Source organism: Fastidiosipila sanguinis, from assembly GCF_002998295.1.
GTDB lineage: Bacteria > Bacillota > Clostridia > Saccharofermentanales > Fastidiosipilaceae > Fastidiosipila > Fastidiosipila sanguinis.
Map to the genome: position 1 here is coordinate 468,123 of NZ_CP027226.1, position 25,518 is coordinate 493,640.

At 32.9% G+C, this 25,518-nt stretch carries 19 protein-coding genes, 2 tRNA genes and 1 riboswitch; of the genes, 17 read left to right on the top strand and 4 right to left on the bottom strand.

Translation table 11 applies throughout. From position 1 onward, the window contains the following. The first annotated feature begins 66 nt into the window (after positions 1-66). Positions 67-792: a glucosamine-6-phosphate deaminase gene (gene nagB, locus C5Q98_RS01920; protein ID WP_106012049.1), complete on the top strand. Its 726-nt coding sequence runs from the start codon at positions 67-69 to the stop codon at positions 790-792. 292 nt (positions 793-1,084) lie between these two features. Next, positions 1,085-3,739: a valine--tRNA ligase gene (locus C5Q98_RS01925; RefSeq protein WP_106012050.1), complete on the top strand. Its 2,655-nt coding sequence runs from the start codon at positions 1,085-1,087 to the stop codon at positions 3,737-3,739. Positions 3,740-3,822: 83 nt separating this feature from the next. On the opposite strand, the gene nagA is transcribed toward C5Q98_RS01925, so the two are convergent. After that, complete coding sequence (gene nagA / locus C5Q98_RS01930; RefSeq protein ID WP_158695678.1) at positions 3,823-4,947, bottom strand: N-acetylglucosamine-6-phosphate deacetylase; 1,125 nt, start codon at positions 4,945-4,947, stop codon at positions 3,823-3,825. Positions 4,948-5,188: 241 nt separating this feature from the next. Between nagA and C5Q98_RS01935 the strand changes: the two genes are divergently transcribed. From C5Q98_RS01935 to C5Q98_RS01960, 6 genes are all read left to right on the top strand, one after another. Then, positions 5,189-5,440 (top strand): YdbC family protein, encoded by a 252-nt coding sequence (locus C5Q98_RS01935; RefSeq protein ID WP_106012052.1) that lies wholly within the window; start codon positions 5,189-5,191, stop codon positions 5,438-5,440. A 2-nt stretch (positions 5,441-5,442) separates the two neighbouring features. After that, positions 5,443-7,497 carry an NAD-dependent DNA ligase LigA gene (gene ligA, locus C5Q98_RS01940; protein ID WP_106012053.1) on the top strand — a complete coding sequence of 685 codons (2,055 nt, stop codon included), beginning with the start codon at positions 5,443-5,445 and terminating at the stop codon, positions 7,495-7,497. A 1-nt stretch (position 7,498) separates the two neighbouring features. Continuing rightward, positions 7,499-7,897, top strand: a complete 399-nt coding sequence (locus tag C5Q98_RS01945) for a hypothetical protein (protein ID WP_106012054.1) — start codon at positions 7,499-7,501, stop codon at positions 7,895-7,897. Then, positions 7,894-9,591 carry a DUF5050 domain-containing protein gene (locus C5Q98_RS01950; protein WP_106012055.1) on the top strand — a complete coding sequence of 566 codons (1,698 nt, stop codon included), beginning with the start codon at positions 7,894-7,896 and terminating at the stop codon, positions 9,589-9,591. Before C5Q98_RS01945 ends, C5Q98_RS01950 begins: the two co-directional genes overlap by 4 nt. Positions 9,592-9,643: 52 nt before the next feature. Further along, on the top strand, positions 9,644-10,480 hold the full coding sequence (locus C5Q98_RS01955) for an HAD family hydrolase (protein WP_158695679.1): 837 nt from the start codon (positions 9,644-9,646) through the stop codon (positions 10,478-10,480). A gap of 145 nt (positions 10,481-10,625) precedes the next feature. Beyond that, a complete protein-coding gene (locus C5Q98_RS01960) occupies positions 10,626-11,195 on the top strand; it encodes a hypothetical protein (protein ID WP_106012057.1) in 570 nt (189 codons plus the stop codon). A 70-nt stretch (positions 11,196-11,265) separates the two neighbouring features. Here C5Q98_RS01960 and C5Q98_RS01965 read toward each other — a convergent pair whose 3' ends face one another. Next, positions 11,266-11,559: an HU family DNA-binding protein gene (locus C5Q98_RS01965; RefSeq protein ID WP_479723666.1), complete on the bottom strand. Its 294-nt coding sequence runs from the start codon at positions 11,557-11,559 to the stop codon at positions 11,266-11,268. Positions 11,560-11,952: 393 nt separating this feature from the next. On the opposite strand from C5Q98_RS01965, the gene C5Q98_RS01970 reads away from it, so the two are divergent. The 6 genes from C5Q98_RS01970 to C5Q98_RS01995 all read left to right on the top strand — a co-directional run bounded on the left by C5Q98_RS01970 (position 11,953) and on the right by C5Q98_RS01995 (position 21,656). Next, positions 11,953-12,207, top strand: coding sequence for a hypothetical protein (locus tag C5Q98_RS01970; RefSeq protein ID WP_106012059.1), 255 nt, complete (start codon positions 11,953-11,955; stop codon positions 12,205-12,207). 202 nt (positions 12,208-12,409) lie between these two features. Continuing rightward, a tRNA-Ser gene (locus tag C5Q98_RS01975) sits at positions 12,410-12,500 on the top strand. Positions 12,501-12,889: 389 nt separating this feature from the next. Continuing rightward, complete coding sequence (locus tag C5Q98_RS01980) at positions 12,890-13,099, top strand: hypothetical protein (protein ID WP_106012060.1); 210 nt, start codon at positions 12,890-12,892, stop codon at positions 13,097-13,099. A gap of 239 nt (positions 13,100-13,338) precedes the next feature. After that, on the top strand, positions 13,339-14,490 hold the full coding sequence (locus C5Q98_RS01985; RefSeq protein ID WP_106012061.1) for a hypothetical protein: 1,152 nt from the start codon (positions 13,339-13,341) through the stop codon (positions 14,488-14,490). 24 nt (positions 14,491-14,514) lie between these two features. After that, positions 14,515-14,717, top strand: a riboswitch (cobalamin riboswitch). A gap of 123 nt (positions 14,718-14,840) precedes the next feature. Further along, positions 14,841-17,462, top strand: a complete 2,622-nt coding sequence (locus tag C5Q98_RS01990; protein ID WP_106012062.1) for a hypothetical protein — start codon at positions 14,841-14,843, stop codon at positions 17,460-17,462. Between the two features lie 222 nt (positions 17,463-17,684). Beyond that, the gene (locus C5Q98_RS01995) at positions 17,685-21,656 is read left to right on the top strand and encodes a SpaA isopeptide-forming pilin-related protein (RefSeq protein WP_106012063.1); all 3,972 of its coding nucleotides are present in this window, start codon (positions 17,685-17,687) and stop codon (positions 21,654-21,656) included. 88 nt (positions 21,657-21,744) lie between these two features. Here C5Q98_RS01995 and trpS read toward each other — a convergent pair whose 3' ends face one another. Next, positions 21,745-22,824: a tryptophan--tRNA ligase gene (gene trpS / locus C5Q98_RS02000; RefSeq protein ID WP_106012064.1), complete on the bottom strand. Its 1,080-nt coding sequence runs from the start codon at positions 22,822-22,824 to the stop codon at positions 21,745-21,747. 279 nt (positions 22,825-23,103) lie between these two features. On the opposite strand from trpS, the gene rpsU reads away from it, so the two are divergent. The 3 genes from rpsU to C5Q98_RS02015 all read left to right on the top strand — a co-directional run bounded on the left by rpsU (position 23,104) and on the right by C5Q98_RS02015 (position 24,995). Next, positions 23,104-23,277, top strand: a complete 174-nt coding sequence (gene rpsU / locus C5Q98_RS02005; RefSeq protein WP_106012065.1) for a 30S ribosomal protein S21 — start codon at positions 23,104-23,106, stop codon at positions 23,275-23,277. Between the two features lies 1 nt (position 23,278). Beyond that, on the top strand, positions 23,279-23,722 hold the full coding sequence (locus tag C5Q98_RS02010; RefSeq protein WP_106012066.1) for a GatB/YqeY domain-containing protein: 444 nt from the start codon (positions 23,279-23,281) through the stop codon (positions 23,720-23,722). Positions 23,723-23,951: 229 nt separating this feature from the next. Further along, positions 23,952-24,995 carry a glycoside hydrolase family 18 protein gene (locus C5Q98_RS02015; RefSeq protein WP_158695680.1) on the top strand — a complete coding sequence of 348 codons (1,044 nt, stop codon included), beginning with the start codon at positions 23,952-23,954 and terminating at the stop codon, positions 24,993-24,995. 179 nt (positions 24,996-25,174) lie between these two features. Here the strand turns inward: C5Q98_RS02015 and C5Q98_RS02020 are convergent. Next, positions 25,175-25,265, bottom strand: a tRNA-Ser gene (locus tag C5Q98_RS02020). Positions 25,266-25,518: the final 253 nt, after the last annotated feature.

The window sequence follows — 25,518 nt, forward strand, 5'->3', positions numbered from 1 at the left end:
TGTACTACTGTGAGCCGAAACATGGTTCAGGTAAGATTATAAACTTTATAAAGTAGAGGTGTATTTATGAACGTAATGATTTACAAAGACAAGGAAACTGCTAGTAGTGCAGCGGCAACAATAATAGCTGCTCAAATTTTGCAAAAACCAAATTCAGTATTGGGCTTAGCAACAGGTAGTTCTCCAGAATTAACTTACAAAAATTTAGTGCGTTTGTATCAAGAAGGTGTTATTTCATTCGCTGACGTAAGTACCTTTAACTTGGATGAGTACATTGGTCTAGATGGCGAACATCCACAAAGTTATAATTACTTTATGAAAGAGAAATTATTCAACCATGTTGATATTGAGGAAGATCAATTCTTCATTCCAAATGGTGTAGCAGAAAATCCAGAAGCTGAATGCTATGATTACGAAGAATTAATTGAATCTTATGGTGGTATAGATTTACAACTTCTTGGTTTAGGTGGAAATGGACACATTGGATTTAATGAGCCATCTGATAACTTCGCACCTATGACACATGTAGTTGATTTAACCGATGAAACAATTGAAGCTAACTCAAGATTCTTTGAATCAAAAGATGAAGTGCCTACAACAGCAATTAGTATGGGCACAGGTTCAATAATGAAGGCTAAGAGTATTCTATTAATCGCATTTGGTGAAGCTAAGGCAGATGCTGTAGCAGCTATGGTTAATGGAGCAATTTCTCCAGAAGTACAAGCTTCAATTTTACAAGTACACCCAGATGTAACAGTGTTAGTAGATGAGGCAGCAGCTTCAAAACTATAATAAATTTGAATAATAAATAATAAGTTATTTTATTAAGCAATGTTGAAGTAGGAGTAGTAAGACCGTCACTGCTTTACAGAGAGGTTTCGCTAGATAAATAATTCTAGATGCTGGAAGAAACTAAGTATATGGACTGAAGTCGCCTACGGAGTTGCAAGACAATTTAGAATTGAGTGTTTGTGCAGTTTAGACTGCCAGAAATACCGGTGGTACCGCGGAAAGCAACTTTTCGTCCGGAAGGATGTTAGTTGCTTTTTGTTATTTTGTGTAAAAACTATAAGTAGGAGGATTTATGAGAAATATAGATAATATTCCAAGTAAATTTGATTTTAATGATAGAGAAGATAAGATCTATGAAAATTGGGAAAAATCTGGTTACTTCCACGCAGAAGTTAATCCGGATAAAAAGCCATTTACGATTATGATGCCACCACCAAATATTACAGGGCAGTTGCATATGGGTCATGCTTTAGATACCACAACTCAAGATATCATCATTAGATGGCGTAGAATGCAAGGCTATGAGACTTTGTGGCAACCAGGAACTGACCACGCTTCAATTGCTACTGAGGCAAAAGTTGTTGATAAAATTAGAGCCGAAGGAAAGACTAAAGAAGAAATCGGTCGTGAAGAATTCCTTAAGGAAGCTTGGGCCTGGAAAGAAAAATATGGTAGCAAGATTAGTAAGCAATTAAGAAAACTTGGAGCTTCTACAGACTGGGAACGTGAAAGATTTACTCTAGATGAAGGTATGAGTAGAGCTGTTTTGCAAGTTTTCGTTAACCTATATAATGAAGGGTTGATTTATCGTGGACTAAGAATGGGTAACTGGTGTCCTAATTGTGTTACAAATATTAGTGATATTGAAGTTGTTCACGAGGAGAGAGACAGTAGTCTCTGGTATATCAATTATCCTTTAGCAGATGGAAGTGGGAGTATTCAAATTGCTACAACAAGACCAGAGACACTTCTAGGTGATACAGCTGTAGCTGTCAACCCAAATGATGAACGTTATACACACTTAATTGGAAAAGAAGTAATTTTACCTATTGTGGGAAGAAAGATTCCTATTGTAGCTGATGATTATGTTTCTCTAGATTTTGGTACAGGACAAGTTAAGATTACTCCAGCTCATGATCCAAATGACTTTGCTATAGGACAAAGACATGATCTTGAATTTATTGAAGTTATTGATAAATTTGGAAATATGAATGATAAAGCTGGCAAGTATGAAGGTATGAGCCGAGACGAATGTCGTAAGGTAATTGTTAAAGATCTTCAAGACTTAGGTGTGCTTGAGAAGATTGATGCAATTAAACATAATGTTGGAACTTGTCAAAGATGTGGAACTGTTATTGAATCACGTGCTTCTGTTCAATGGTTTGTATCTATGAAGGAATTAGCAGAGCCAGCAATTGAAGTAGTCAGAAATGGTGAGATTAAATTTGTTCCAGAGCACTTTGAGAAAACTTACTTTAATTGGATGGAAAACATCCAAGACTGGAGTATCTCAAGACAGTTATGGTGGGGACATAGAATACCAGCATATTACTGCCAGAATTCAGATTGCGAAGAAACTATTGTTGCCATGGAAAAACCTGCAAATTGCCCTAAATGTGCAGGTACAGATTTAGTACAAGATGAAGATACTTTGGATACATGGTTTAGTTCAGCATTGTGGCCTTTCTCAACCTTAGGTTGGCCAGATGAGACTCCTGAATTGAAATATTTCTATCCAACAAATACTCTAGCTACAGGTTACGATATTATTTTCTTCTGGGTAGCAAGAATGATTTTCTCAGGACTTAAACATACTGGTGAAAAGCCATTTGATACTGTCTTGATTCATGGAATTGTCAGAGATGCTCAAGGCCGTAAGATGAGTAAGTCATTAAATAATGGTGTAGACCCACTAGAAGTTATTGCTAAATATGGTACTGATGCTTTGCGTTACTCGTTAATAAATGGTACTGCACCAGGAAATGATCAAAGATTCCAGGAGCAGACTGTAGAATCCGGTAGAGCTTTTGTGACTAAGATCTGGAATGCTTTCCGTTTTGTAATGATGAACTTAGATGAAGGAAAAGCAATTAATGAATATGTTCTAGATAAAGAGCTATTGCAACTTGAAGATAAATGGATATTATCAAGACTTAATACAGTTATTGCAGAGGTAAATAAAAATCTAGAAAAATATGAACTAGGATTAGCTTTAGCAGATATTTATCAATTCTTATGGGATGAATTTTGTGACTGGTACATTGAAATGCTAAAACCTAGATTTGCAGACAAAGATAATAAGAGTAGAGAAACAGCACAAGCGACAATTGTTTATGTCTTAAAGACAGCAATGACCCTGTTACATCCATTTATGCCATTTGTTACTGAAGAGATTTATCAATACCTAGATGCAGATAAGAGCATTATGCTAACTGATTGGCCAATTGCTGATACTAATTATATTGATAAAGAAGCAGAAGAACACATGTCAGTCTTATTCGATGTAATACGTCAGATTAGAAATATAAGGGCTGAAAATGAAGTCAGTAACAAGCAAGAGATTAGAGCATATGCCTTATGTGAAAATCAAGAATTAGCTGATTACTTTAATACTGCTAGAAGCTATATTCAACGTTTAGCTGGAGTAGGTGAGCTTCATGTTCAAGAAGAGGATAATTTACCTAAAGAACATTTTAGTATTATTTTCAAGGGTGGTCAGATCTTGATCCCAGCAGAGGATATTGCAGATCCGGAAAAAGAGAAATTAAGACTAGAACAAGAAGAAGCTAAACTTATTGGAGAGTTAGAGCACAGTCAAAAAGTACTTTCAAATGAAAGTTTCGTTAGCAGAGCTCCTGAAGCAGTTGTCAATAAGGAAAGAGAGAAACTCGCTGATGTTGAAAGTAAGTTGGCGCTAGTACAAAAACGTTTACAAGAATTAAAGTAACAAGGTATTAATATAAATACAAAAAACAAAGCTCCGAAAGATATGATTTCGGAGCTTTTTATTTGCTAAAAAGATATTTTTTATTATTCGAATCTTCTGCCTTTTAAGTAGACATCGTATATTTCTAGTTCTGAATCTGTGATGACGAAGTCAGCATCTTTGCCTAAGGAGATAGATCCTTTTCTATCAGCGACACCTAGATAAGTTGCAGGAGTCAAAGATCCCATGCGTAGGGCATCTGCTTGAGGAATACCCCATGATACACAGTTTCTTACTTCTTGCCATACGTTGGAACTACCACCAGCGATATCGCCTGTTGCTTTAACCCTTGCTACACCATCGGTAACAACAATAGGCTGACCACCGAACATGTATTCCCCATCTGGGTTACCAGTAGTCTTAAGAGCATCACTAATCAAAATCATACGCTCTGGACCAAACATCTTGTATGCTGCATATACGACGGCAGGATTAATGTGAAGACCGTCAGCGATAATTTCAGTATAGTTACCTAATTCCAAAGATGCCATCAGTGGACCTGGATTACGGTGATGAATACCTGGCATAGCGTTGAAACCATGACAAAGACCACGAGCACCATTCTTCATTGCTTCTAGAGTATCCTCATATGTTGCCATACAGTGACCCACTTGACAAATAACTTTATCAGATAGTTCTTTAATAAATTCCTGGTTATTATTAACTTCAGGAGCAATGTCAATGAGAAGGACATTTGCTTTTGAAAGGAACTCATTCATTTCTTCCATAGTACCACCACGAACGTATTCAGGGTTTTGGGCACCTTTTTTCTCAACATTAATAAATGGACCTTCCATGTGGTAGCCTAATACTTCAGCACCACTTGTAGTCTCAGGTTGATTGTCAAATACAGCGTTAATATGCTCGTTACCCATTGTCATTGTTGTAGGTAAGAAAGAAGTAATACCATGTGCAGCTAAGTGACGACTGATAATCTCAATTGATTCAGAGTCTGCATCCATAGTGTCTCGGCTAAGTGCACCATGTGTGTGTTGATCAATAAGTCCAGGAGCTAGGATTTTACCAGATAAATCCAAAACTGTCTCATTTGGCTCTGCAGTTAGAGTTCCACGAATTGCAATCTCACTAAACTTACCATCTTTTACTCTTACATCATAAGGACGTAGAATAAAATCTTCATCATAGATTTTTGCATTAATTAAAAGCATTTGTTCCTCCATATAATTCATATAATTATGAAACTAATTATTAGTTACTATTTAGCTAACATTATAAATCACTTTAGCTATTATATAAAACTAAAATGTTGATAAAAACTTAAATATCTAATACTCTTTCATAAGATAGTATATATAGTAAAATATATTAATAAAAGTATATTATTGTCTTATCTTCGAAGTTGAAAAAATGAGAGTACACTTGAATGTAAGATGAAAAGGGAGGAAGAAGATGGCAGAGAAAAAAGAATTTAAATTTGAAATTAAAAAACAATTAGGAGTTTTATCTAGTGGTCGTTCCGGTTGGAATCGTGAAGTTAATGTGGTTAGCTGGAATGATGCTAATCCAAAGATAGATATTAGAGATTGGTCAGAAGACCACAGCAGAATGAGCAAGGGAATTTCCATGACCGCTGAGGAAATTGCTGTTCTATTAGAGATTTTAGAAGAAATTGATCCATACGAAGAGGTTGGCGCACTTTAAAAATGAATGAATCTCCAAAGAAAGATCATAAATATTACTTGGATTTGAAAGATCGTGTTTTAGCTTTAAATGATGCTTATTATAATCATGACCAATCTGAAGTTTCAGATTTTGTGTACGATCAGCTATTACATGAGCTAGAAGAATTGGAGCAAGAACATCCAGAATGGCAAGAGATAGATTCACCTACCATAAAAGTTGGTGGCAAAGCTTCTGAAGTTTTTTCAAAAGTTAATCATGACGTCAAAATGGAAAGTTTGCAAGATTTCTTCTCAGTAGAAGATATTGACAGCTTTGTTAGAAGAACTCAAAGAGAGCTATCATACGAAGCTGAATTTGTCGTGGAAGAAAAGATAGATGGTCTATCAGTTTCTTTGGAATATGAAAAAGGTATATTTGTTCGAGGAGCAACTAGAGGAGATGGTTTAGTTGGTGAGGATGTTACTTTAAACCTACTAGAAATTTCCGATGTGCCGAGAGTAATGCTGCATGATAAGCCAGAGCGACTAGTAGTTCGTGGAGAAATCTATATGACTAAATCTGCGTTTATTAGATTGAATGAAATTCAGGAAAAAAATGGTGTTAAACTTTTTGCCAATCCTAGAAACGCTGCTGCAGGTTCTTTAAGACAGTTAGATCCTAAAATAACTGCAAATAGAGATTTATCGCTATTTTGTTTTAATATACAACTGGTAGAAGGGATGGAGTTCTCTACACATCAGGAAACTCTGAAGTTCCTTGCCAGAAATGGATTCAAAATAATTGACTTGGAAAAAGTTGCCAGAACAACTGAAGAAATAGATAATTTAATAATTGAAATTGAGGAACGAAGATCTAGACTGGACTATGGAATTGATGGAGCTGTTATAAAACTTAATTCACTGAAAGACAGGGAGAAGCTGGGTTCAACTAGTAAATATCCACGCTGGGCAGCTGCTTATAAGTATCCACCAGAACAAGTAGAAACTAAATTGTTAGATATTCAGGTGAATGTTGGTAGAAGCGGTAAGCTCACACCTTTGGCCATTCTAAATCCAGTTGTAGTAGACGGATCAACTGTTTCAAAAGCCACTTTGCATAATGAGGACTATATTGCGGAAAAAGATATAAGGATTGGTGATATGGTTAAGGTGCAAAAAGCTGGTGATGTTATACCAGAAATTAGCACAGTCGTTTTTGATAAAAGACCTATAAATACAGAGAAGTTTATGATGCCGCTCACATGTCCAGTCTGTGGAGCCGATGCTGTCAGAAAGACAGGTGAAGCAGCGAGAATTTGTGTGAATGAAGATTGTCCAGCTAAACTTAAAAGAAAACTTGAACATTTCGTTTCTAGAAACTGTATGTATATAGATGGACTTGGCGAAAAAAATATAGAATTATTCTTGGATTTAGGCTTAATAAATGATTTGGCAGATATTTATTTGTTAAAGAATCATCGAGATGATTTACTTAAGCTCCCGGGTTATGGGGAAAAGAGCATAGATAAACTTTTAGAAGCGATTGAATCAAGTAAGAACAACTCTATGGAGAACTTCTTAGCAGCGTTAGGAATTCAGTTTATTGGAGCAAATACAGCTAGTTTAATTTCAGAGGTGGTTCCAGATATCGATACACTTATGATGATGACTGCAGCAAATTTAGAAGATATACCTGGAGTTGGGCAGGCGTCTGCAAATGCTATTGTAGAATATTTTAATAATCCAATAAATCTAGAACTAATAGAGAAGTTTAGAAGTTTAGGGCTTAATTTCAAATCATATAGTTACAAAGATCAGGCTAGTAGAGAGGCAGAAAGTGAATTACCTTGGACTGGATTAAAAGCTGTTGTTACTGGTACTTTAGAAAATTATAAGAGACAAGAAGCGGAGTTGAAACTTAAAGAACTAGGAGCCCAAGTATTATCTTCAGTTTCGAAAAATGTTAATTTCCTTCTGGCTGGTGAAAATGCTGGTAGCAAGTTAGATAAAGCATTGAATCTAGATATTAAAATAATAAATGAAAATGAATTTATTGAAGCTTTAAACAAACCTGAGAAGTTCAGAGAGGATTTATAGTATGAAGTTTTTCATGATATCCGCAGGGGTTATAGTTTTATTAATAATTATTTTATTGATAGGGTTTTTGTTTATAGTGGATAGGTTTAAACCAAGCAATTGTAAGAGAAAATATCAATTTTTCCTTCCTACAATAGTTGGATTACTTTTGACTATTGTTATTGTTATGTCAGTTCCAATAGGATTAGATGCTATTGATATGCTGGCTAAAAAAACAGAGACCCAAAATATTTTAGTTTCAGAACTTCAAACCTTCTCAAAACTTAAAACAAAAGATGGAAGAATTTACAAGTATAGTTCCTTTGAAGAAAGGCCCTTGGAAGGTCAAGAATATCAAGTTAAAATTTGTAAAAGAACTAATTTTATTTATCATTTTAGTAAAGTGGAGAATGTGCAATGAGTAATAAAGAAAATAAAAATAAGATTATAGTTATCTTATTTTTAATATTGATAATTATTTCAATATTATTATTTTATCTTTATAAGTATTATTTTGATAGTAATATTAAGTACTCAAGTAGTCTAAGCGAGGCTAATCAGGCTGTAGAAGCAGGAGATGACGAGAAAGCTGAACGTATTTATGCCAGTATTCTAGCAGAAGATAATAACAATATTAATGCACAATATGGAATGGTTAATGTTGCGTTGATGCAAGGAGATCGTGAAAAAGCTAAATCTATAATGGATAAATTAGCAGAACTTGATGAAGATAAGGATAGATATACTAAATCCTTATTTATTTACGCATTAAACACTGAGGATTATGGCTTAGCACAGAGTTTGGTAGATAAAAATCCAGAATTACTCGATGCTGAAGAAGATTTCACTAGCCTTATAAGTGGTCTCATAAGTAATAATTATTTAGATCAAGCACAAGTAAGTCTAAGTAATGCTATGGCTAAATACCCTAACAGCCAGAAACTTAGGAGTCTAGCACTAGAACTTGCTTTATTAAATGGTGATGATGTCAAGTTCATGGAAATCTATAAATCAGGTGTAGATAATTTGACTGTTAAACAATTAAATAAAGTTATTGAACTCTCAAAGGATAATTTAGATACAGACAATCTTATTGAGCAATTAGAAAAAAGTCTAAGTATGGATGACACTCAAGTAGATGTTCTAAAAAATCTTTATACTCTATATGCACGAAAAGATGATTTAATTAAGTTTTGGAACACAAGAGTTAAGCTTTTAGCTGCTGACGAAGAATTGCCAAAACTAGAATATAATATTCAGGGAAACTCTTTTGATAATTCTAGAAATATGGGATTAGCAGCGCAACAAGGAGATATTATTTATTTCCAAAGCTCTTACAATCACTTTATTTACAAGGCCCCAGTTGATAATTTGAGCGATGCAACTCAGTTAACAAGTACGGTATCAAAAGGTATAAATGTAAAAGGTGATTGGGTTTATTTTATTAATTTAGATGATAATGAAACAATCTATAGAGTCAAGACTGATGCAAGTACTATTGAGAAAATTTGGTCAGGAGAAGCTGTTAGAGATTTAGTTGTTTATGGCGATAAAATTTACTTCATCAATAAAAATAACAATAGTTTCAATCAAATAAACTTAGATGGTTCAGGACATAAAGTTATTAATGTTAAACCAGTGTTCCAGTATGTTCTAGATCCGGAAAATATATACTATATTGAAAATGAAAGTAGATTTTTACATAAACAATCATTAAATAGAAATGGTGAAACTGGTGAAGACAAGGTCCTCAAAGAAGGAAGATTTGCAGAACTAGTAATAGATGAGTATAGTAACTTATTTTATCTTGATTTAGATAAAGGTGGCAATATTTATAGGACTGACAATGAAGGACAGAGCGCAAGCTTGATCAGCTCAGATTTGGCAAGTTACTTATTTTATCATAAAGGTTATTTATACTATACCAACTGGTCCGCTTCGAGAATAGATATTAATGGTAATCATCGTCAACAACTAGGAGCAGCTTTGCTTAAAGAACTGGCTGTTTTAGATTCTTGGATATTTGGTAACCCTAATGAGCCGGTTGAATATATAGATTTGGTTACATTTAAACATGATGGAACTGAATGGGCTGATTTACCTATAAGGTACTAGAGAGACTAGTAAGATTCTAGATGAAAAATTATATAGATTGTGGGGAAAAATTTTGGACTATAGAAACATTAAATTAGTAGTTAGTGATTTGGATGGAACATTATTAAATGCTGAGAGTCATTTGAATGAATTGAACAAAGAAGCCGTGCTTAAGCTTAAGGATAAAGGAATTAAATTCACCTTTGCAACAGGTAGAATGGATAAGATGACTTGGCATTTCGCTCAAGAAGTTGAATTGGAATTACCTATAATTAGTTGTAATGGTGCAGCTATGCGCTATCTTGGTGAAAAAGAACCTTTATATTCTAAGGTTTTAAGTCAGGAACAATTAGAACGAATTCATCAAATTTGTTCCAAGTATTCAGCAGATTACTTGTTCTATACTTTGGATAAAGTTTATTATTCAAATGGTAGCAAAAGAATTGAGGTTATTAAAAAATATAATAGAATTGCAGAAAGTGGAGAGCAAGTTCCGGTTGAGATAATCTGTTTAGATCAGGTAGAAGGCGGAATTCCACAGGAACCAATTAATAAGACCTTTATTCGATTTGAGGAAGGTGAAGACCATAATTCTGCGCTAGGAATGGAATTAAGTCAAATTGAAGGTGTAGATTTGGTTGTATCAAGTCACGGGACAGCAGACCTCATTCCAGAGCATACAAGTAAAGGCGAAGCAGTAGAATATCTAGCAAAATCACTTGGTATAGATATGAAAGATGTAATGACTCTAGGTGATCAAATGAATGATATTAGTATGTTAGAGAAGTCTGGACTTGCCGTAGCAATGGAGAATGCTACAGCAGAAGTTAAATCACATGCAGATATAGTTGCTGATCATCATGATAAAGATGGCTTAGCTAAAGTTTTAAAAAAAGTCTTTGAGCTTTAATTATCAAACTAGTGTTAAAAAAGTAATTTGTGTAAATTTAATTATTAAGTCCAAATTGTGTATATAACCATTTGGACTTTTTGCTTTTTTGGGTGAAAATAAAACTCCAAAGGAAAGTTGTTCAAAAGACAAAGGAGTTGAATTAATGAAAAAGAGCACAGACTTTAATCCAGAGATTAAAGCCTACGAATTTTACATATCTTCTAGTAGTAAAGATCTTATGAATCACATATCAGAGATTATGAGAAGGAATGGCTATATTGGCTATGCAGATGGCGGTGGTAAGATGCACTATATTGTAGATGGATCTAAGAACTTGTATAAGACCTCTAACAGCATAATGCAAATTCTTTCAGACGGTGAAGCTGCTGCTTATCAAGCAGATAATTATAATAAATTAAAGTTACAAGAAAAAGCAGTACTACAAGTTCTAGAAAAATATAAGTTTCAAAGACATCTTAAGGGATTTAATTATTTGAAATTGCTTCTTGAGACTGTCTTAGCTAGTAACGATGATAAAACTATTCCTGATAAAGAAGTTTATAGCATAGTATGCAAAGCCTTTGAAACTGGAAGAAGACAGTTAGACAGGGTATTAAATTACACTTTTAAAAAAGTTAATTTGCATGGTACTAACACAACAATTATCACTGAGTTAATAAGAGAAGTTGAAGAAGAGTATAAGCAACTGCAACTTGAAGAAATTAGACAATAAAAAACTACTGATAATAAATTACTAAAAGTAAGTAGTTATCAGTAGTTTAAAATAACAATATAAAAAAAGATTACTTGTTAACGCGATCTTTTAATTTTTTACCTGCTTTGAATGCAGCATTCTTGCTTTCTGGAATTTGAATTGTTTCTTGAGTTGCAGGATTTCTACCTTCACGAGCTTTACGTGTACGTACTTCAAAAGTACCGAAACCTACTAAAACAACTTTTTCATCTTTTTCCAAAGCGCTAGCAATGCTTTCTAAAACTGCGTTTACAGCTGCTTCTGAATCTTTCTTTGTTAAACCTGAAAGTTCAGCTACTGAACTTACTAATTCACTCTTGTTCATAGTATTTCCTCCTTTAATATTTTTCAAGTCTGATATATTATCTATTTTAATTGGATTATTGTCAACTACATACGCATAAAAATTATTACGAATTAATTACAAAATTTGATTCTTCCGATGATTTAGGGAGAGTAACTTTAGTTAAAGTATAAATAGTGAATAAAAATGCAAAAATATTAATTTTTTAGAATAAATTATTAAGAAATTGATTTCTCTACATATTTAAAATATTATCGCTGATGTTAAATTACAGTAGAACTGTAAAGTTCTACAAATAAGTTGGAAAACTTTTGTAAATAATGTAGAATTGCAATCAAGATGGTTGAAAAGAAATCTTTATATGTAGAATTAGCATACTAAAAAAGATTATTTAGTCTATAATATATAGCATAGTATTTAAGGAGGTAAAATATGGATTTACATAGTATTGATATCAATAACATGGATATGAAAGTTTTCATGGACCTAATTGATAGTAGTGAAGGAAATGTATATTTGATCACCGATGACGGTAACAAACTAAACCTAAAGAGTAAGTTATCTCAATTAGTCGGATTAATTAACATTGTTGAAGGTGCAAGTGTATCTGAAGCATCATTAGCATTTGATAATCCAGATGATGAAACTAGATTCTTTAGAACTAATTTATATGGTGAAGAAGCTTAATATCTTATAAATGGTAGTTATAAAACCGTTTCATTATATGGAACGGTTTATTTTTTATGTTAGGAAACTAATAACTAGGATAAAAATGTAATTACTTATTTTAGAAATGCTTAAATTTTTTCTATAAATACTCTTGACAGTTAAAGTCATTCAGTTATAATCTATATCACTGTTGAAATTAATGATTTAATAATTCAGTCATGGAGAAGTACCCAAGAGGCTGAAGGGGCGTCCTTGCTAAGGATGTAGACGGTTTACGCCGTGCGAGGGTTCGAACCCCTCCTTCTCCGCCAGTGTAACCTGTAACCTTTATGGTTGCAGGTTTTTCTGTTTTTAGCGTGCTAAAACGTGCTTTTAATAAAGGTTTCAGCAAGAGGTTCAGCGATTAGATAGTTTTTAGATTATGCTGGTATTCACTAAAAACGAACTGAAATGAACTCAAAAGTGAACTCAAAATATATTTTTAAATGAGTTTATTAAGTTTTTGTTTAACTTTAATTTAGTTCTTTACTCGGAATTATTATATTATTTGTAGTGAGACTATGGCGAGATGGTGGGTGTATTTTCTAATTTAGAAATACAATAATAGGGGATAATTCTACAATTGTTATAAGTCCAGAAATGGGAATATGATAACTGGTACAAAACACATTCTAATTTAGGAAGCAAACGAGGCACTAAAATGAAAATAATACTAAGTGACGAAAATAAAAAATTTCTAAAGGACAATAATTTTAAAATAGATTATCAACATAGTTATTCTGATGAAGAGTACTTAGATTTATTAGATGCACTATATTTTCAAGAAGTTTCATTTGTCGACATTGATGATAAAAAGTCAAGTCAATTTGCTAAAATTGCTGATATTGTAGCTGAACAAGGCGAAGAGTAAGCAAGCTTAATGCTTGCTTTTTATAACTAAAAACCATACCAAAAGCTGATCATAACATAATAAGGTGAAAAATTTTTTATTTAGACTTTATATTAAGATATCCATGGATTTTTAAAATATTTAACTTAATTCTTTCACAAATTACCATTTAACCTAACAAGTGTTTTAATTATTAAATTATAATTAAAAGTGTAATTGTGTAATTTACTGATTTGTATATCTAATAAGGGGAGTTTTGTATGGATAGAAATTTTGATCAAGAGCAAGTTTTAATGTTTGAGAAAATAGAAAAAATGTATAAGGATAATGACATTAATGCTGTTACTGATATTTGTACTAGTACACAATTAGAAATTTTTAGAAATGAAATTAATCTACTTAAAGAGCTAGGGTTAAAGAAAGAATTTAATATTTCTCATGATTTAAATGAAAGGGGTAATATAAGCACTGCTAGCTCTTCAAAAGAGGATGGAAAAGTCGATAGGCATATAGTGGTATCTTCCGGGAAAATTACTGAAATAATTAGTCAAGGAAATAAAAAGGTATATAAGAATAGAATCAAGAATGCGCTAATTACGATGTTTTTAATAAAAAGCAACAAAGTTTTTTCTTATGATAAAGATGCTTATAATCCTTGTAGAAACTGTGGTTCTGAGCTGAGAAGGATTGGTACAGGTTTTAAATGTGAATATTGTGAAACAGAGTATAAAAGTGAAGCAACAAAGTTAATGATTTCCAGATTCCAGTACAAGAGTGCTTTTAGAGGAATTTCCAATTTTTTTGTAGGATTTTTAATCTTATTCGTAATTGTTGCTTTGTATCAAAGTGGAATATTTATTGAGGAAATTCCAGATTCAGTTTTATTAAAAATATATCTAGCATTAGGTGCTATCTTAACTTTTTTATTTTTTATTTTATTTTTTATTTCGTTGTATAAAATTTTAAAATCTAAATTTACCGAGCTGAGAATTAAGAAAAAAGATAAAAACTTTTCAAATGATATTTTTATGCAGCATGTAACCGATTTAATCCAAATGAATCGTGAACACTTACACAGTGAGAAGAAAATCATTAGGGGTGTTGATGGTTATATGTATATAGAAAAATATAGAGTACACAATGGAAAAGAATATGTAACGGTTAAATGCATGTTTAATACACTCAATTTCAAGCCAAAAGGCTCAACGATAAAAGTTAAAGAGGGAAGAGAGAAATATGAATTTGATATCTATAGAGATGTAGATACAGTAAGTAAAGTTTATTATGAACCAGATCAATTTACATGTATTAATTGTGGAAGCCACCAGATAATAAAATATAAAAAAATCCAAAAATGTTCTTACTGTAATACTGAAATTGACATGTCAAAAATCGATTGGGTCTTGGTATAATTTATTTGATTTTTTCAATTGCCTTTTAGAATAATTGTTGCTAGAATTAAACAAAAATTTGATTTTGATTAGGATAAGGGAAATAGGTTAGAAGCCTATGCGGTGCCGCCGCCGTAAATAGAGGAAATAGATCAGAACCACTGCTACAAGCGGGAAGGGATCTACTTAGGATTTGTAAACAGATTCTCTCTATGAGCCGGAAGACCTCCTAGTCAAAGTGACAACGCAACGGGTCATTGCAAGTGTTACAAGAGTGGTAGAACTGTATACCAAGTTAAGTCTTGGGCCTCAGTGCTACGTTTTTGTACCTTCTGAACCTGTGAATTTTAGTCACAAGGAAAGGAAAGGTTATGAGAAAAAAACATTTTTTCACATTCGTTTTGTCGTTTGTACTGATTGCATTATTTTTTGTAGATTTTAAAGTACAAGCAAGTTCACAATCTTTGGAAGCTGCAGTAGATAAATTTAATAGCTATTGGCTATTAAAACCTGAGTTCAAAAAAGATAAGAACATAATAGATTTTGTTGAAGCAAAATTGAAGGGTGATGGCTTCACAGATGTAAAAGTATCCCTAAAAGAAAGTGTTTCTACACATAATAATTCAGCAAGTATTGATATTGATGGAAAACTAAATTACCACTTTATTGATCCTAATGTTAATACAAGTGCAGCAAATAGTGGAGTTTCTAATCTTCGTCCAGTATTTATTATAGAAAAAGACGGTGAAAAATTAGAGACGGAAGAGAAAACAGTACAATTGCGCTGGGATGAAGATAGAGTTCAAGCACTATTAGAAAATGAAGTAGATAAATATTTTGAAAATGGTCTAGAAGAAATTATTAAGCCTAATGAAAATCCACAAAATATTGTAAGTGATTTTAAATTACCAAAAGGACTTAATGATAAGTCTTGGTTAAATTCAACTTGGTCATCAGACTCTAAACAACTAAAAATAGATAAACTTCAGTCTGGGTTAGATAAGAATAATAAGTTTTATTCATATTATCCCGTAAAGGTAGAACAATCAACCACAGATGAAAATGTTCAATTAACTTTAAAAGTTAATTTTGGTAAGACAGGTGGAGAGCATATTAGATATGAAAAGACATTTGATCTACTTATTCCAAAACCAGTGATAGACTTAGATGAACTTAAGAAAGAAATGCAAGATGATATTGATAAATATTTTAATCAGAATGTTTTGAGTTACTTAAGTCCTAACCAAGATGAAACATTTGATCCAAAAAATGTTAAACATGATATAGGTTTGCCAAATTCAAGTAGAATAAGACGAGATAAAAAAGATTCTTCCGGAAATGTAGTTTCTGTAGGAATTAAGGATCTCTTTAAAAAGTATGTTACAAGTGGTAAAGGATTCTCATTCTTTAAAGTTGAAGATATATCAGATCCAAAGGATAATGTTGGTGCAAGTATAACAGGATCAAAACTGAGTATTAATCTTCCTAAAGATGGTGAAGCTCCTCATAAAGTACGTTTAACAATGACACTTAAACATAAAGATTATGATTTAGAAGTTAATAAATCCATTGAACTTATACTAGTACCAAGTGACTATGATGTTATTAAAGCTCAAATAGTCAGATATAAAAAGTTGATGGATTTAGCGAAAGAAAACATATTTAACGCTTTGAACAGCGACCCTAAAAATACACCAAATGAAGGTCCAGATAAAATTGTTCAAAACCTAAGTATGTTTGAAGAGATTCGCTTCAAAAACCCAGATAACCCTGAAGATAATACACTTGAGTATATTTACAGTTACAAAGAGAAAGTTGGTGACGGTATTTCACCAGCACCATTAGATAATTGGGAAGTGCAAGAGAAATATAGAGTTGCTAAAAGTAGTTATCCAGAATATCTAAGCCATGAAAGTCTAGATGTTAATAGACCAGAAAAAGATACAGAAGTAGTTTTAGAAATTAAGCTAACTACACCAATTATGGAAAAGTATAAGAACTATTTTGATGCGGATGATGATTCACAATTGAAAAAGGATTTGGATTCTTTATTCGATCAGAATTTGAATGTTAACTTAACTGTGCTAGGTAAAGTGGAAAATGAAGGTGGCGATGATAACAGTCAAGATCCGACTGAAGAGCCAACACCAGAACCTACTCCAGAGCAAACACCAGAGGCAACTGAACCAACAGATCCAGAGGTAACTGAACCAACTCCAGAACCTACTCCAGAGCCAGATCAAGGTTCAGGTAATGAAGACGAAGTTGAAGAACCGAGCCTTAAAGTTGAGACTAAGGAAGAGAACTTAGATTTGCAGGCTAGTTTAAAAAACAAAGTAACAGAAAATCTAACACTAACAGTTGAAAGAAAAAATATAAAAGAACTGGTAAGTGATAAATATATTTTTACAGAAGTATTTGATATTAATTTAATTACTTCTGCAGGCAAAAAAGTACAACCTGCTTCAACTCTAACAATTACCCTCAGACCAAGCACAGAACTTGAAGCTGATACTGTCTTAATTCATGAGATCATTGAAAATGGTGTAACAAGACAAGAAAAGCTTGACTATGAAATTACAGAAGATGCAAAAGGAAAACTTATTACCTTTGATGTCAATCATCTGTCTCTATTTGGAATAGGAAAAGTTGCAGATAAATCTGAAGCAGGAACTAATAATTCAACTGAGACCACTAGTTCAACCGCTACATCAGATATAAGTCCTGAAAGCACAGAAGAATCACAAACTACGTTAGAAACTAGTGCAAAATTAACAGAACCTACGACAACTAAAGATGCAAATGACAATAAAGGAACTACAGTTACAAATACTCAAGGCACAAGTGCTAACAAAATTGCAAATAGTCCTAAATCTACAGCGCAAGTACCAGCAGTTACTGGTGAAAAGGCAGCCATGCCAATGATAATTTCATTCATATTGCTAACAATTTCTGGAGCAATGCTTGTATTCAAGACAAGAAGAGAAGATTAATTGCTAATAGATAAATTTCTAATTGGATTTTACAGAGATGTAAAATAGTAATTAGAATTTAACTAAAGCTGTTAACATATAAAATGAAAAATACTCCTAGGATTTAAAATCCTAGGAGTATTTTATTGCCATTTTCCCTTTTTGAGATAATTTGTTGTGTTTTGTGAAAATTAACCCCGAAATATTATTAGACAATAATCTCAAGTAAAGGAGATTATATTTATGGTTAAACAAAAGAAAAGCAGAATTGGGTTTACATTAAGTTTGATTTTTATTTTCAGCTTAATTTTTAATTTATTACCTCTATCAAGAGTCAGAGCAGTATCTGTTGGAGATCAAGCTGTTATATATGCAGAATCAAATGGTAGAAAATATACAGATTTAAAATTTCCAAATGGAACAACTTTAACAGTAGAAAATGATACGTTTAGTAAGGCTGATGGAACTAGAGTTTTTTGTTTAGAACCTGTAGTTCCTGTTAGTAGTGGAAAAAATCACAAAGCTTATACAGCAGAAGATTCTTTGCTTTCTGGTACAGGAAAAGGCATATATTTAGGAGCTACCTCTGGTGCAGATAGAACTGTAACAAAAGCACAATTGGATCAAGCGAAACTATGGGTATATTATGGTTGGGATTCAAGTAAAACAAAAACAGCAGATGAATATAACGCAATTCAGGCAAAAATATGGCAGATATTCTGGGGTTGTAATGTTACCTGGTATCATACAGGTCCAGACGGTGTAAGTACAATTACAAACATATGGAGTAGAGTACAAAATCTAATTAATAGCCATGGTATTTTACCGAATTTATCTGGACAAGGGTACGATTCAACAACTAATACATTAACCTCAGAAGCAGGACAAACAGTTACTTTAAGAGATTCTAACAATGCTATAGGTAATGGTGTTGGGAAGTTACGTTTATGGAAAAATACCTCTAACGCTACTGTTCAAGTAGGAGATGGAACTTTAACTATCACAGCACCAGATACAGAAACAGCAGGTAGTCTAGAGTTTAGAAAGATTGAACCATTTAGACCAAATCCAACAAGTATTGTTTGGTTTGATGGATCAGGACAAAAACTTTTGGAAACAAATGACCCAGATCCACAAAATTTCACTCTAAACTTCAATTCTAAGCCTTTAACAGGAGAAATAGAATTTAGAAAAACAGGCGAGAACGGAGAGCTAATAGATGGTGGAGAGTTCCAATTACAGACAAATGAAGGCACTGTAATTAAGAATTTCACAACTACTGGTGGAATTGCTAAATTAACTGACTTAGAGCAAGGCACATATAAGATTGTCGAGATAAAATCCCCTAAAGGTTATGTTAAAGGTTCAGATATTACTGTAACAGTTACAGCAGGTGGCTCAGCTAGTGCAAGTATAGATAATAAACGTCAAGAATTTACAATAAAAATATTCAAGCAAGATAAAGACACTAAAAATCCACTAGCAGGAGCTAAGTTTGAAGTGGTAGATCCTAGTGACAAAGTTTTAACAACAGTTATTACAGATGAATCTGGTAAGGCTAAGACACTAGCATTAAAAATATTGCAAGACGGTAATTATATAGTTCGTGAAGTGGAAGCCCCTAAAGGCTATAAATCTAATAGTCAAGATATAACTATTAATATTAATGGAGATAGCTCTAATGTGGTTTTAGAGTATACTGCAGTTTTTGCTAACGAAGTTATAAAAGCACCTATCGTTGTACAAAAGTATGACCTAGTTAAAAGTTTAGATATTCCTAAAGAAACAAGCCTAGCAGGAGCTAAGTTTGAACTTATAGCTAAGTCTTTAGACAATCCAGAAAACACTCCATACAAAGTAGGAGATGTAGTAGACACTTTGGTAACAAACGAATCTGGAACAGCCAAGAGTAAAGATTTGTATCTAGGTACATACGAAATTAGAGAAGTGGAAGCACCAAAAGGCTTTGTTCTAAATACCAAGCTAGTAGAGTTTAAATTAACTCAAGACGGAGATAGAGCAAAAATTACTCAAACCACAGAGAATACCCAAGAACTAATAGCAGAACTTAATAAACAAGTAGAAGAATTAAATACTACATGGAAGACAAAAGAAGCGAAAAGAGAAGCAGAAGCTTTATTTGAGGTAAATAAACCACAAGTAGCAGACGGAACTATTAATTTTGCAGACCGTCATATTCTAGGTAGAATTGATCTCAACAAGGTTCTAGGAGAGTACTATCATAAGGTAGGAGATCCTAAGAAGCCAGAAGCAGACATCCAATTCGATATTTTAGATAAAGACGGAGAGGTTGTAGATTCAATCATTACTAATAAATATGGTTATGGTTCAAGTAAATATTTACCATTTGGTACTTATACCTTGAAACAAGTAACAGAAACAGAATTTTCATATAAGGTTGAAGATCAAGAGATAGTAATTGCTAAAGATTTATTCAACTACACCTACCAGTTAGAAAATAAAGAAGTAACTTCTAGATTAAGACTAGTTAAGTTAGATCAAGAAACAGGTAAACAAATCCCACAAGCTAATGTAAGCTTTGAGATTTATAAGAAAGATGATACAAAAGTAGTTCAAAATATTTACTATCCAGAACATAAAGAAATTAGTCTATTTAAGACTACAGAAGATGGTACAGTTGAACTTCCAGAACCTCTAGTAGCAGGAGATTACTATATCAAAGAAGTAGACTTCCCTAAAAACTATGTGGTTGAAGATACTAGAGTTGACTTTACAGTAAGTAGATCAATCGTAGAAAAGACAGAAGGAGTACTAGTAATTGACATCTCAAACAAACCTGCTTATGGCGAGATTGTAATTTCAAAAACAGGAGATTTTGTTAAGTCATTTGACGAAGAAACTGTATCAGTTTCAGGTAAAGAGTATAAAGTATACAGTCCTGTAATGGATAAAAGCTATTTAGCAGGTGTTAAATTTGAAATCTTAGCAGGGGAAGACATCTACTCTGGCGATGGCGAGTTGAAACATAAACAAGGCGATAAGATTAGTACCTTACAAACTAACGATAAAGAGCCTGTCAAGACAGATAAACTATACTTTGGTAAATATATTATTAAAGAAGTAGAAGCTCCTAAAGGATATGCAAGACATACAGAAGATTTTGTCATAGAACTAACACATAAAGAGCCTACTCAAGAGTTAATTAGTGAAAGCTTTAGCCTTAACAACCAATTACAAACTGCCAAGTTAAGTGTTAAAAAACACATGGAAGAATCCAAACACTTTGGAAGCTATGAAAAGGCTTTAGAAGGAGTTGTATTTTCTCTAGTAACTAAAGAAGAATTACAAGTTCCAAACTCTAGCTTAGAAGCAGATAGAATTGTTGGTATAGCACGACCAGATAAAAATGGAATGGTAAGTTTTGAGAAAATTTTACCAGGTAAATATCGTTTAGTAGAGTTAAGTACAAACAATGCTTATGAATTAGCAGAAGCAGAAGATGTAGAGTTTAGTCCAGCAGACGATAATACCTTAGAAACAGAACTAAGCCTAAAAGCTACTACTAATAAACTAAAAAATTACAACTTAGAGATTATAAAGGTTGATGCTGACAATCCTAACTTTAAACTACAAGGTGCAGTATTCGCTCTATACGTAAAACAAGGCGATAAGTATGTAGAAGTAGATCGAGGTATAACTGGACTTAATGGTGTACTAAGATTTGAAGGATTAAATTCAGGAGTATATTATCTCCGAGAGTTAGAGGCTCCTTTGACACATGTTAAGGAGAGAGCATTCTATCAATTTAGTACAGAAAATGCTACAGAGACAATTTATACAACATTTAAGAATTCAAAGACTACCACCGAAATTAGCAAAGTAGATATTGCTGGAAAAGAAATACCAGGTGCTAAATTAGAAGTCTTTGATAAAGACGGAAATGTAATAGATAGTTGGACTAGTAAAGAAGGTAAAATTCATATAATTAGAGGTCTAATTAGAGGCGAAACTTATACCTTAAGAGAAATTTTAGCACCAGCAGGATATGTAAAAGCTCAAGATATTGAGTTTACGGTGAATGAAGATGGCTCAACAACAAGAGTAGAAATGCTTAATGAATTGAAGCCTAAGATATCTACTACAAGTGATAGTGGTTTAATAAGTATAATCGCTGGTATTTCAATAATAGGTTTAGCTATAACTATAATCTACAAACGTAAGAGAATAGCATAATAAAAACAATAACAATAGAAATAACAAAGGTACTGAATTCAGCAGCCACGATATCAGTACCTTTATTGAATTTTATAAATAAAATAAATTATTTTTCTCTAGAAAAATCTTCTAGAAGACTATCATTTTCAAAGTAATTAATTTTTAAAGCCTCACGAACTCTTTCAGTTGTAGCCTTAGCCTTGGCATTAGCTTTAGCAGTTCCAGAACGTAAGATTTCATATACTTCAGGAATTCTATTTTCCCATTCTTGACGACGTTGACGAATAGGTGTCAATACATCGTTTAGAACATTAAATAAGAACTTTTTAATTTTGACATCACCGAGTCCACCTCTAGTGTAGTGTGCTTTTAGCTCGTCTAGATTACTATATTCTGGTAAGAATTTTTGGAAATCTTCATCAGTACAGAAGGCATCTAGGTAGGTGAAGACTGTGTTACCTTCAACTTGGCCCGGATCTTCAACACGGATATGGTTTGGATCTGTATACATGCTCATAACTTTCTTCTTGAGTGTAGCTTCATCATCAGACAAATATATACAGTTTCCAAGAGACTTACTCATCTTAGCTTGTCCGTCAGTACCTGGTAAACGTAAAGAAGCCTTGTTACGTGGTAAAAGAATTTCAGGTTCTACCAAAGTTTCACCATAAAGATGATTGAATCTATGAACAATTTCTCGGCATTGCTCTAACATAGGTTTTTGGTCTTCACCAGCAGGTACAGTAGTAGCATCGAAAGCTGTGATATCAGCAGCTTGGCTAATTGGATATGCTAAAAAACCTACAGGCATACTTTGACCAAAGTCACGCATTTCTATTTCAGATTTAATTGTGGGGTTACGCTCAGCTCTAGAAACTGATACTAAATTAAGATAGTAACATGTTAATTCATATAGGTAAGGGATTTGTGATTGAATACAAAATATTGATTTCTCTGGATCTAATCCTACACTGAGATAATCAAGGGCTATATTAATTATGTTATCACGTATTTTTTCTGGATTATCAGCATTATCTGTTAATGCTTGGTAATCTGCAATTAGTATATAAATTTCTGAAAATTCTCCAGTATTTTGCAATCTAACTCTTTCACGTAGTGAACCAACATAATGTCCAATGTGGAGTTTACCTGTTGGTCTGTCTCCGGTAAGTATAATCTTGTTCATAAAATCTCCTGTTCTAAATAATTTTATGAGAAATTATCGTAATTATTCTAATTTACTACATTATATTACAAGAAAATACTTTAGTTAAATATTAATTGAGTTTTAAATGATTTGAAGGGGAAAGCCTAAAAATGGAAAATTGTAGATTATTTTTCATTCGGATTAAGAAAGAAAAAGAAAAGAAAAAATTTGACCTATTACTAAAAAAAATCTATAATAAACGAGCTAAGCGCACATGTGAACTAACATTATTCAGCGCAAGAGAGAGGTGAAATTTATATGCCAGAGATTCATGTCAAAGATAATGAAACTTTAGATAGCGCTCTCCGTCGCTTTAAACGTTCAACCGCTCGTTCAGGAATTTTAGCAGAAGTTCGTAAAAGAGAACACTATGAAAAGCCTAGCGTAAAACGTAAGAAGAAAGCAGAAGCTGCACGTAAGAGAAAGAGATAATATGAGTAAATTAGCAGATAGATTATCAGAAGATTTTAAAGCAGCAATGAAAAATAAGGATAAAGACAGAAAAACTGTCATCCAAATGGTCAGAGCTGCAGTTTTGCAATACGAAAAAGATGAACAAGTCGAAGCTACAGATGGAGATATAATGAAGATCGTCGAAAAAGAGATTAAGAAACGACGTGAATTAATTACAGAAGTAGCAGATCAGAGACCTGAAGCAGCAGAAGAAGCAAAGTTTGAAATAAGTATCCTAGAAGATTACTTACCAGAACAACTTGATGAAGCTGAATTAAGAGAAATTATTCAGAATACTGTTAATGAAATTGGAGCATCTAGCATGAAAGATATGGGTCGAGTAATGAAAGAAGTTTTGGCAAAAGTTCAAGGTCAGGCAGACGGTTCAAGTATTAGTACAATTGTAAAAGAGATCTTAGGTTAATTTATAATTTGTAACTCGAATTATTAAATTGGGAGTCTTAATGAGGAAACCTCTTAAGACTCTTTTTTTATTTTAAATTATATGAAACTTAATGGTTAATGTTATTTAAATATAGATAAGTTAACCTTTACGAAACTTTATGTATGCTAGAATTAAAAAAGTAGATATAACAAATTATAGTTATTACTATAATCGCACATAAAATACTAATAAGCAGAGGAGCATGAGAATGAAAAAAGATTTAAAAAGCCCGCTATTGATAGCATATGTTAGTACAAGAGATTTGAAAAACTTGAAAGAAAGTGACGCTAAAGCAATAGATGTAATCAATATTGCTTTTGGGCATGTAGTTGAAGGCAATTGTGTATGGGAAGAGGCTAGCTCTGAAGTTGATAATGCAATAGAAAATATACGTTCAATTAATCCAAATATAAGATTTGTTTTATCAATAGGTGGTTGGTCTGCAGGTGGTTTTAGTGAAGCTGCATCAACTAAAGAATCTCGAGAAAAATTTGCAATAACGGCTAGAGAATTAGTGGAAAAACATAATTTAGATGGTATTGATATTGACTGGGAATATCCAGGTATTGGAGTAGCTGGAATTACAGCAACACCTGAAGATAAAGAAAATTTTACTTTGTATTTACAAGCTATTCGAGATGAACTAAACAAACTCGGTGATGATTATTTAGTAACTATAGCAGGTGGTGGTGATAATTATTTCTGTAGGAATACTGAGTTGGATAAAATTGCAGAAATTTGCGATTACATTCAAATTATGACATATGATTTACGTGGCGGTTTTACTCATGCTACAGGACATCACACTAACTTATTTGTTCCACAAAATGATATGAGTGATGTTAGTGTAAAAACAGCTGTAGAACAGTATCACAGAGCCGGTGTTCCTAAATCTAAAATTGTTATTGGTGTAGCTTTCTATACTAGATTATGGGAAGGTGTTCCAAACGCTGATAATGGTTATAACCAATATGCAGAGACTGTTGGTGGATATGGCCCTTCATTTGATGATCTTAAAGAAAACTATATAGATAAGGATGGATTCATTAGATATTGGGATGATGTAGCCAAAGCACCATGGTTGTTTGATGGCAAAACATTTATTTCATATGAAGATGAAGAATCTATTGCTCACAAAGTTAAGTACTTAGATGACGAAGGCTTACTAGGAGTTATGTATTGGGAATATTGCTTAGGCCGAGAAACAGACTTAACATTAGTAATTAGAGATGAGATTGATAAACTTAATTAATCTAAGAAATTTAATAAGTTGAATAATATAAACCCCAAAATATCCAATAAAAATAACTAAACTAAACCCTGAAGTCTAAACATGAAAAGTTGAAAGGATGGAAGGGTTTAATTATGCCTAAATTTATATATAGGAATTAACAGTAAAAACCCTGCAACCATCGGGGTTACAGGGTAAACTGGCGGAGAGGAAGGGATTTGAACCCTCGCGTCGCGTGAACGACCTATCGCATTTCGAGTGCGACCCCTTCAGCCTCTTGGGTACCTCTCCATAGGATAAATAAACTAAAACATCAAAGAGTTTCAAATAGCTTATTTTATCTTAGATTAAGTGGTAAATGAAGTCCTTACAATATATCAAATATCAATATATTGGCAATCTCCTTTGGATATTTAATATATATGATACTAAAGTCTCTGATGATTTTTAGCTAATTCAAGTCAACATCCAGCAAAAGATCTCGCGCAAAATTCCATCAAGAATCTGACATAAATCTAAAATCTAAAAACTAAAAACCAAAAAC

What these genes read in the sequence shown, in the direction of transcription:
- nagB (WP_106012049.1), top strand. Translation starts at nt 67, where the DNA reads ATGAACGTAATGATTTACAAAGACAAGGAAACTGCTAGTAGTGCAGCG.
- C5Q98_RS01925 (WP_106012050.1), top strand. Translation starts at nt 1,085, where the DNA reads ATGAGAAATATAGATAATATTCCAAGTAAATTTGATTTTAATGATAGA.
- nagA (WP_158695678.1), bottom strand. Translation starts at nt 4,947, where the DNA reads ATGCTTTTAATTAATGCAAAAATCTATGATGAAGATTTTATTCTACGT.
- C5Q98_RS01935 (WP_106012052.1), top strand. Translation starts at nt 5,189, where the DNA reads ATGGCAGAGAAAAAAGAATTTAAATTTGAAATTAAAAAACAATTAGGA.
- ligA (WP_106012053.1), top strand. Translation starts at nt 5,443, where the DNA reads ATGAATGAATCTCCAAAGAAAGATCATAAATATTACTTGGATTTGAAA.
- C5Q98_RS01945 (WP_106012054.1), top strand. Translation starts at nt 7,499, where the DNA reads ATGAAGTTTTTCATGATATCCGCAGGGGTTATAGTTTTATTAATAATT.
- C5Q98_RS01950 (WP_106012055.1), top strand. Translation starts at nt 7,894, where the DNA reads ATGAGTAATAAAGAAAATAAAAATAAGATTATAGTTATCTTATTTTTA.
- C5Q98_RS01960 (WP_106012057.1), top strand. Translation starts at nt 10,626, where the DNA reads ATGAAAAAGAGCACAGACTTTAATCCAGAGATTAAAGCCTACGAATTT.
- C5Q98_RS01970 (WP_106012059.1), top strand. Translation starts at nt 11,953, where the DNA reads ATGGATTTACATAGTATTGATATCAATAACATGGATATGAAAGTTTTC.
- C5Q98_RS01980 (WP_106012060.1), top strand. Translation starts at nt 12,890, where the DNA reads ATGAAAATAATACTAAGTGACGAAAATAAAAAATTTCTAAAGGACAAT.
- C5Q98_RS01985 (WP_106012061.1), top strand. Translation starts at nt 13,339, where the DNA reads ATGGATAGAAATTTTGATCAAGAGCAAGTTTTAATGTTTGAGAAAATA.
- C5Q98_RS01990 (WP_106012062.1), top strand. Translation starts at nt 14,841, where the DNA reads ATGAGAAAAAAACATTTTTTCACATTCGTTTTGTCGTTTGTACTGATT.
- C5Q98_RS01995 (WP_106012063.1), top strand. Translation starts at nt 17,685, where the DNA reads ATGGTTAAACAAAAGAAAAGCAGAATTGGGTTTACATTAAGTTTGATT.
- trpS (WP_106012064.1), bottom strand. Translation starts at nt 22,824, where the DNA reads ATGAACAAGATTATACTTACCGGAGACAGACCAACAGGTAAACTCCAC.
- rpsU (WP_106012065.1), top strand. Translation starts at nt 23,104, where the DNA reads ATGCCAGAGATTCATGTCAAAGATAATGAAACTTTAGATAGCGCTCTC.
- C5Q98_RS02010 (WP_106012066.1), top strand. Translation starts at nt 23,279, where the DNA reads ATGAGTAAATTAGCAGATAGATTATCAGAAGATTTTAAAGCAGCAATG.
- C5Q98_RS02015 (WP_158695680.1), top strand. Translation starts at nt 23,952, where the DNA reads ATGAAAAAAGATTTAAAAAGCCCGCTATTGATAGCATATGTTAGTACA.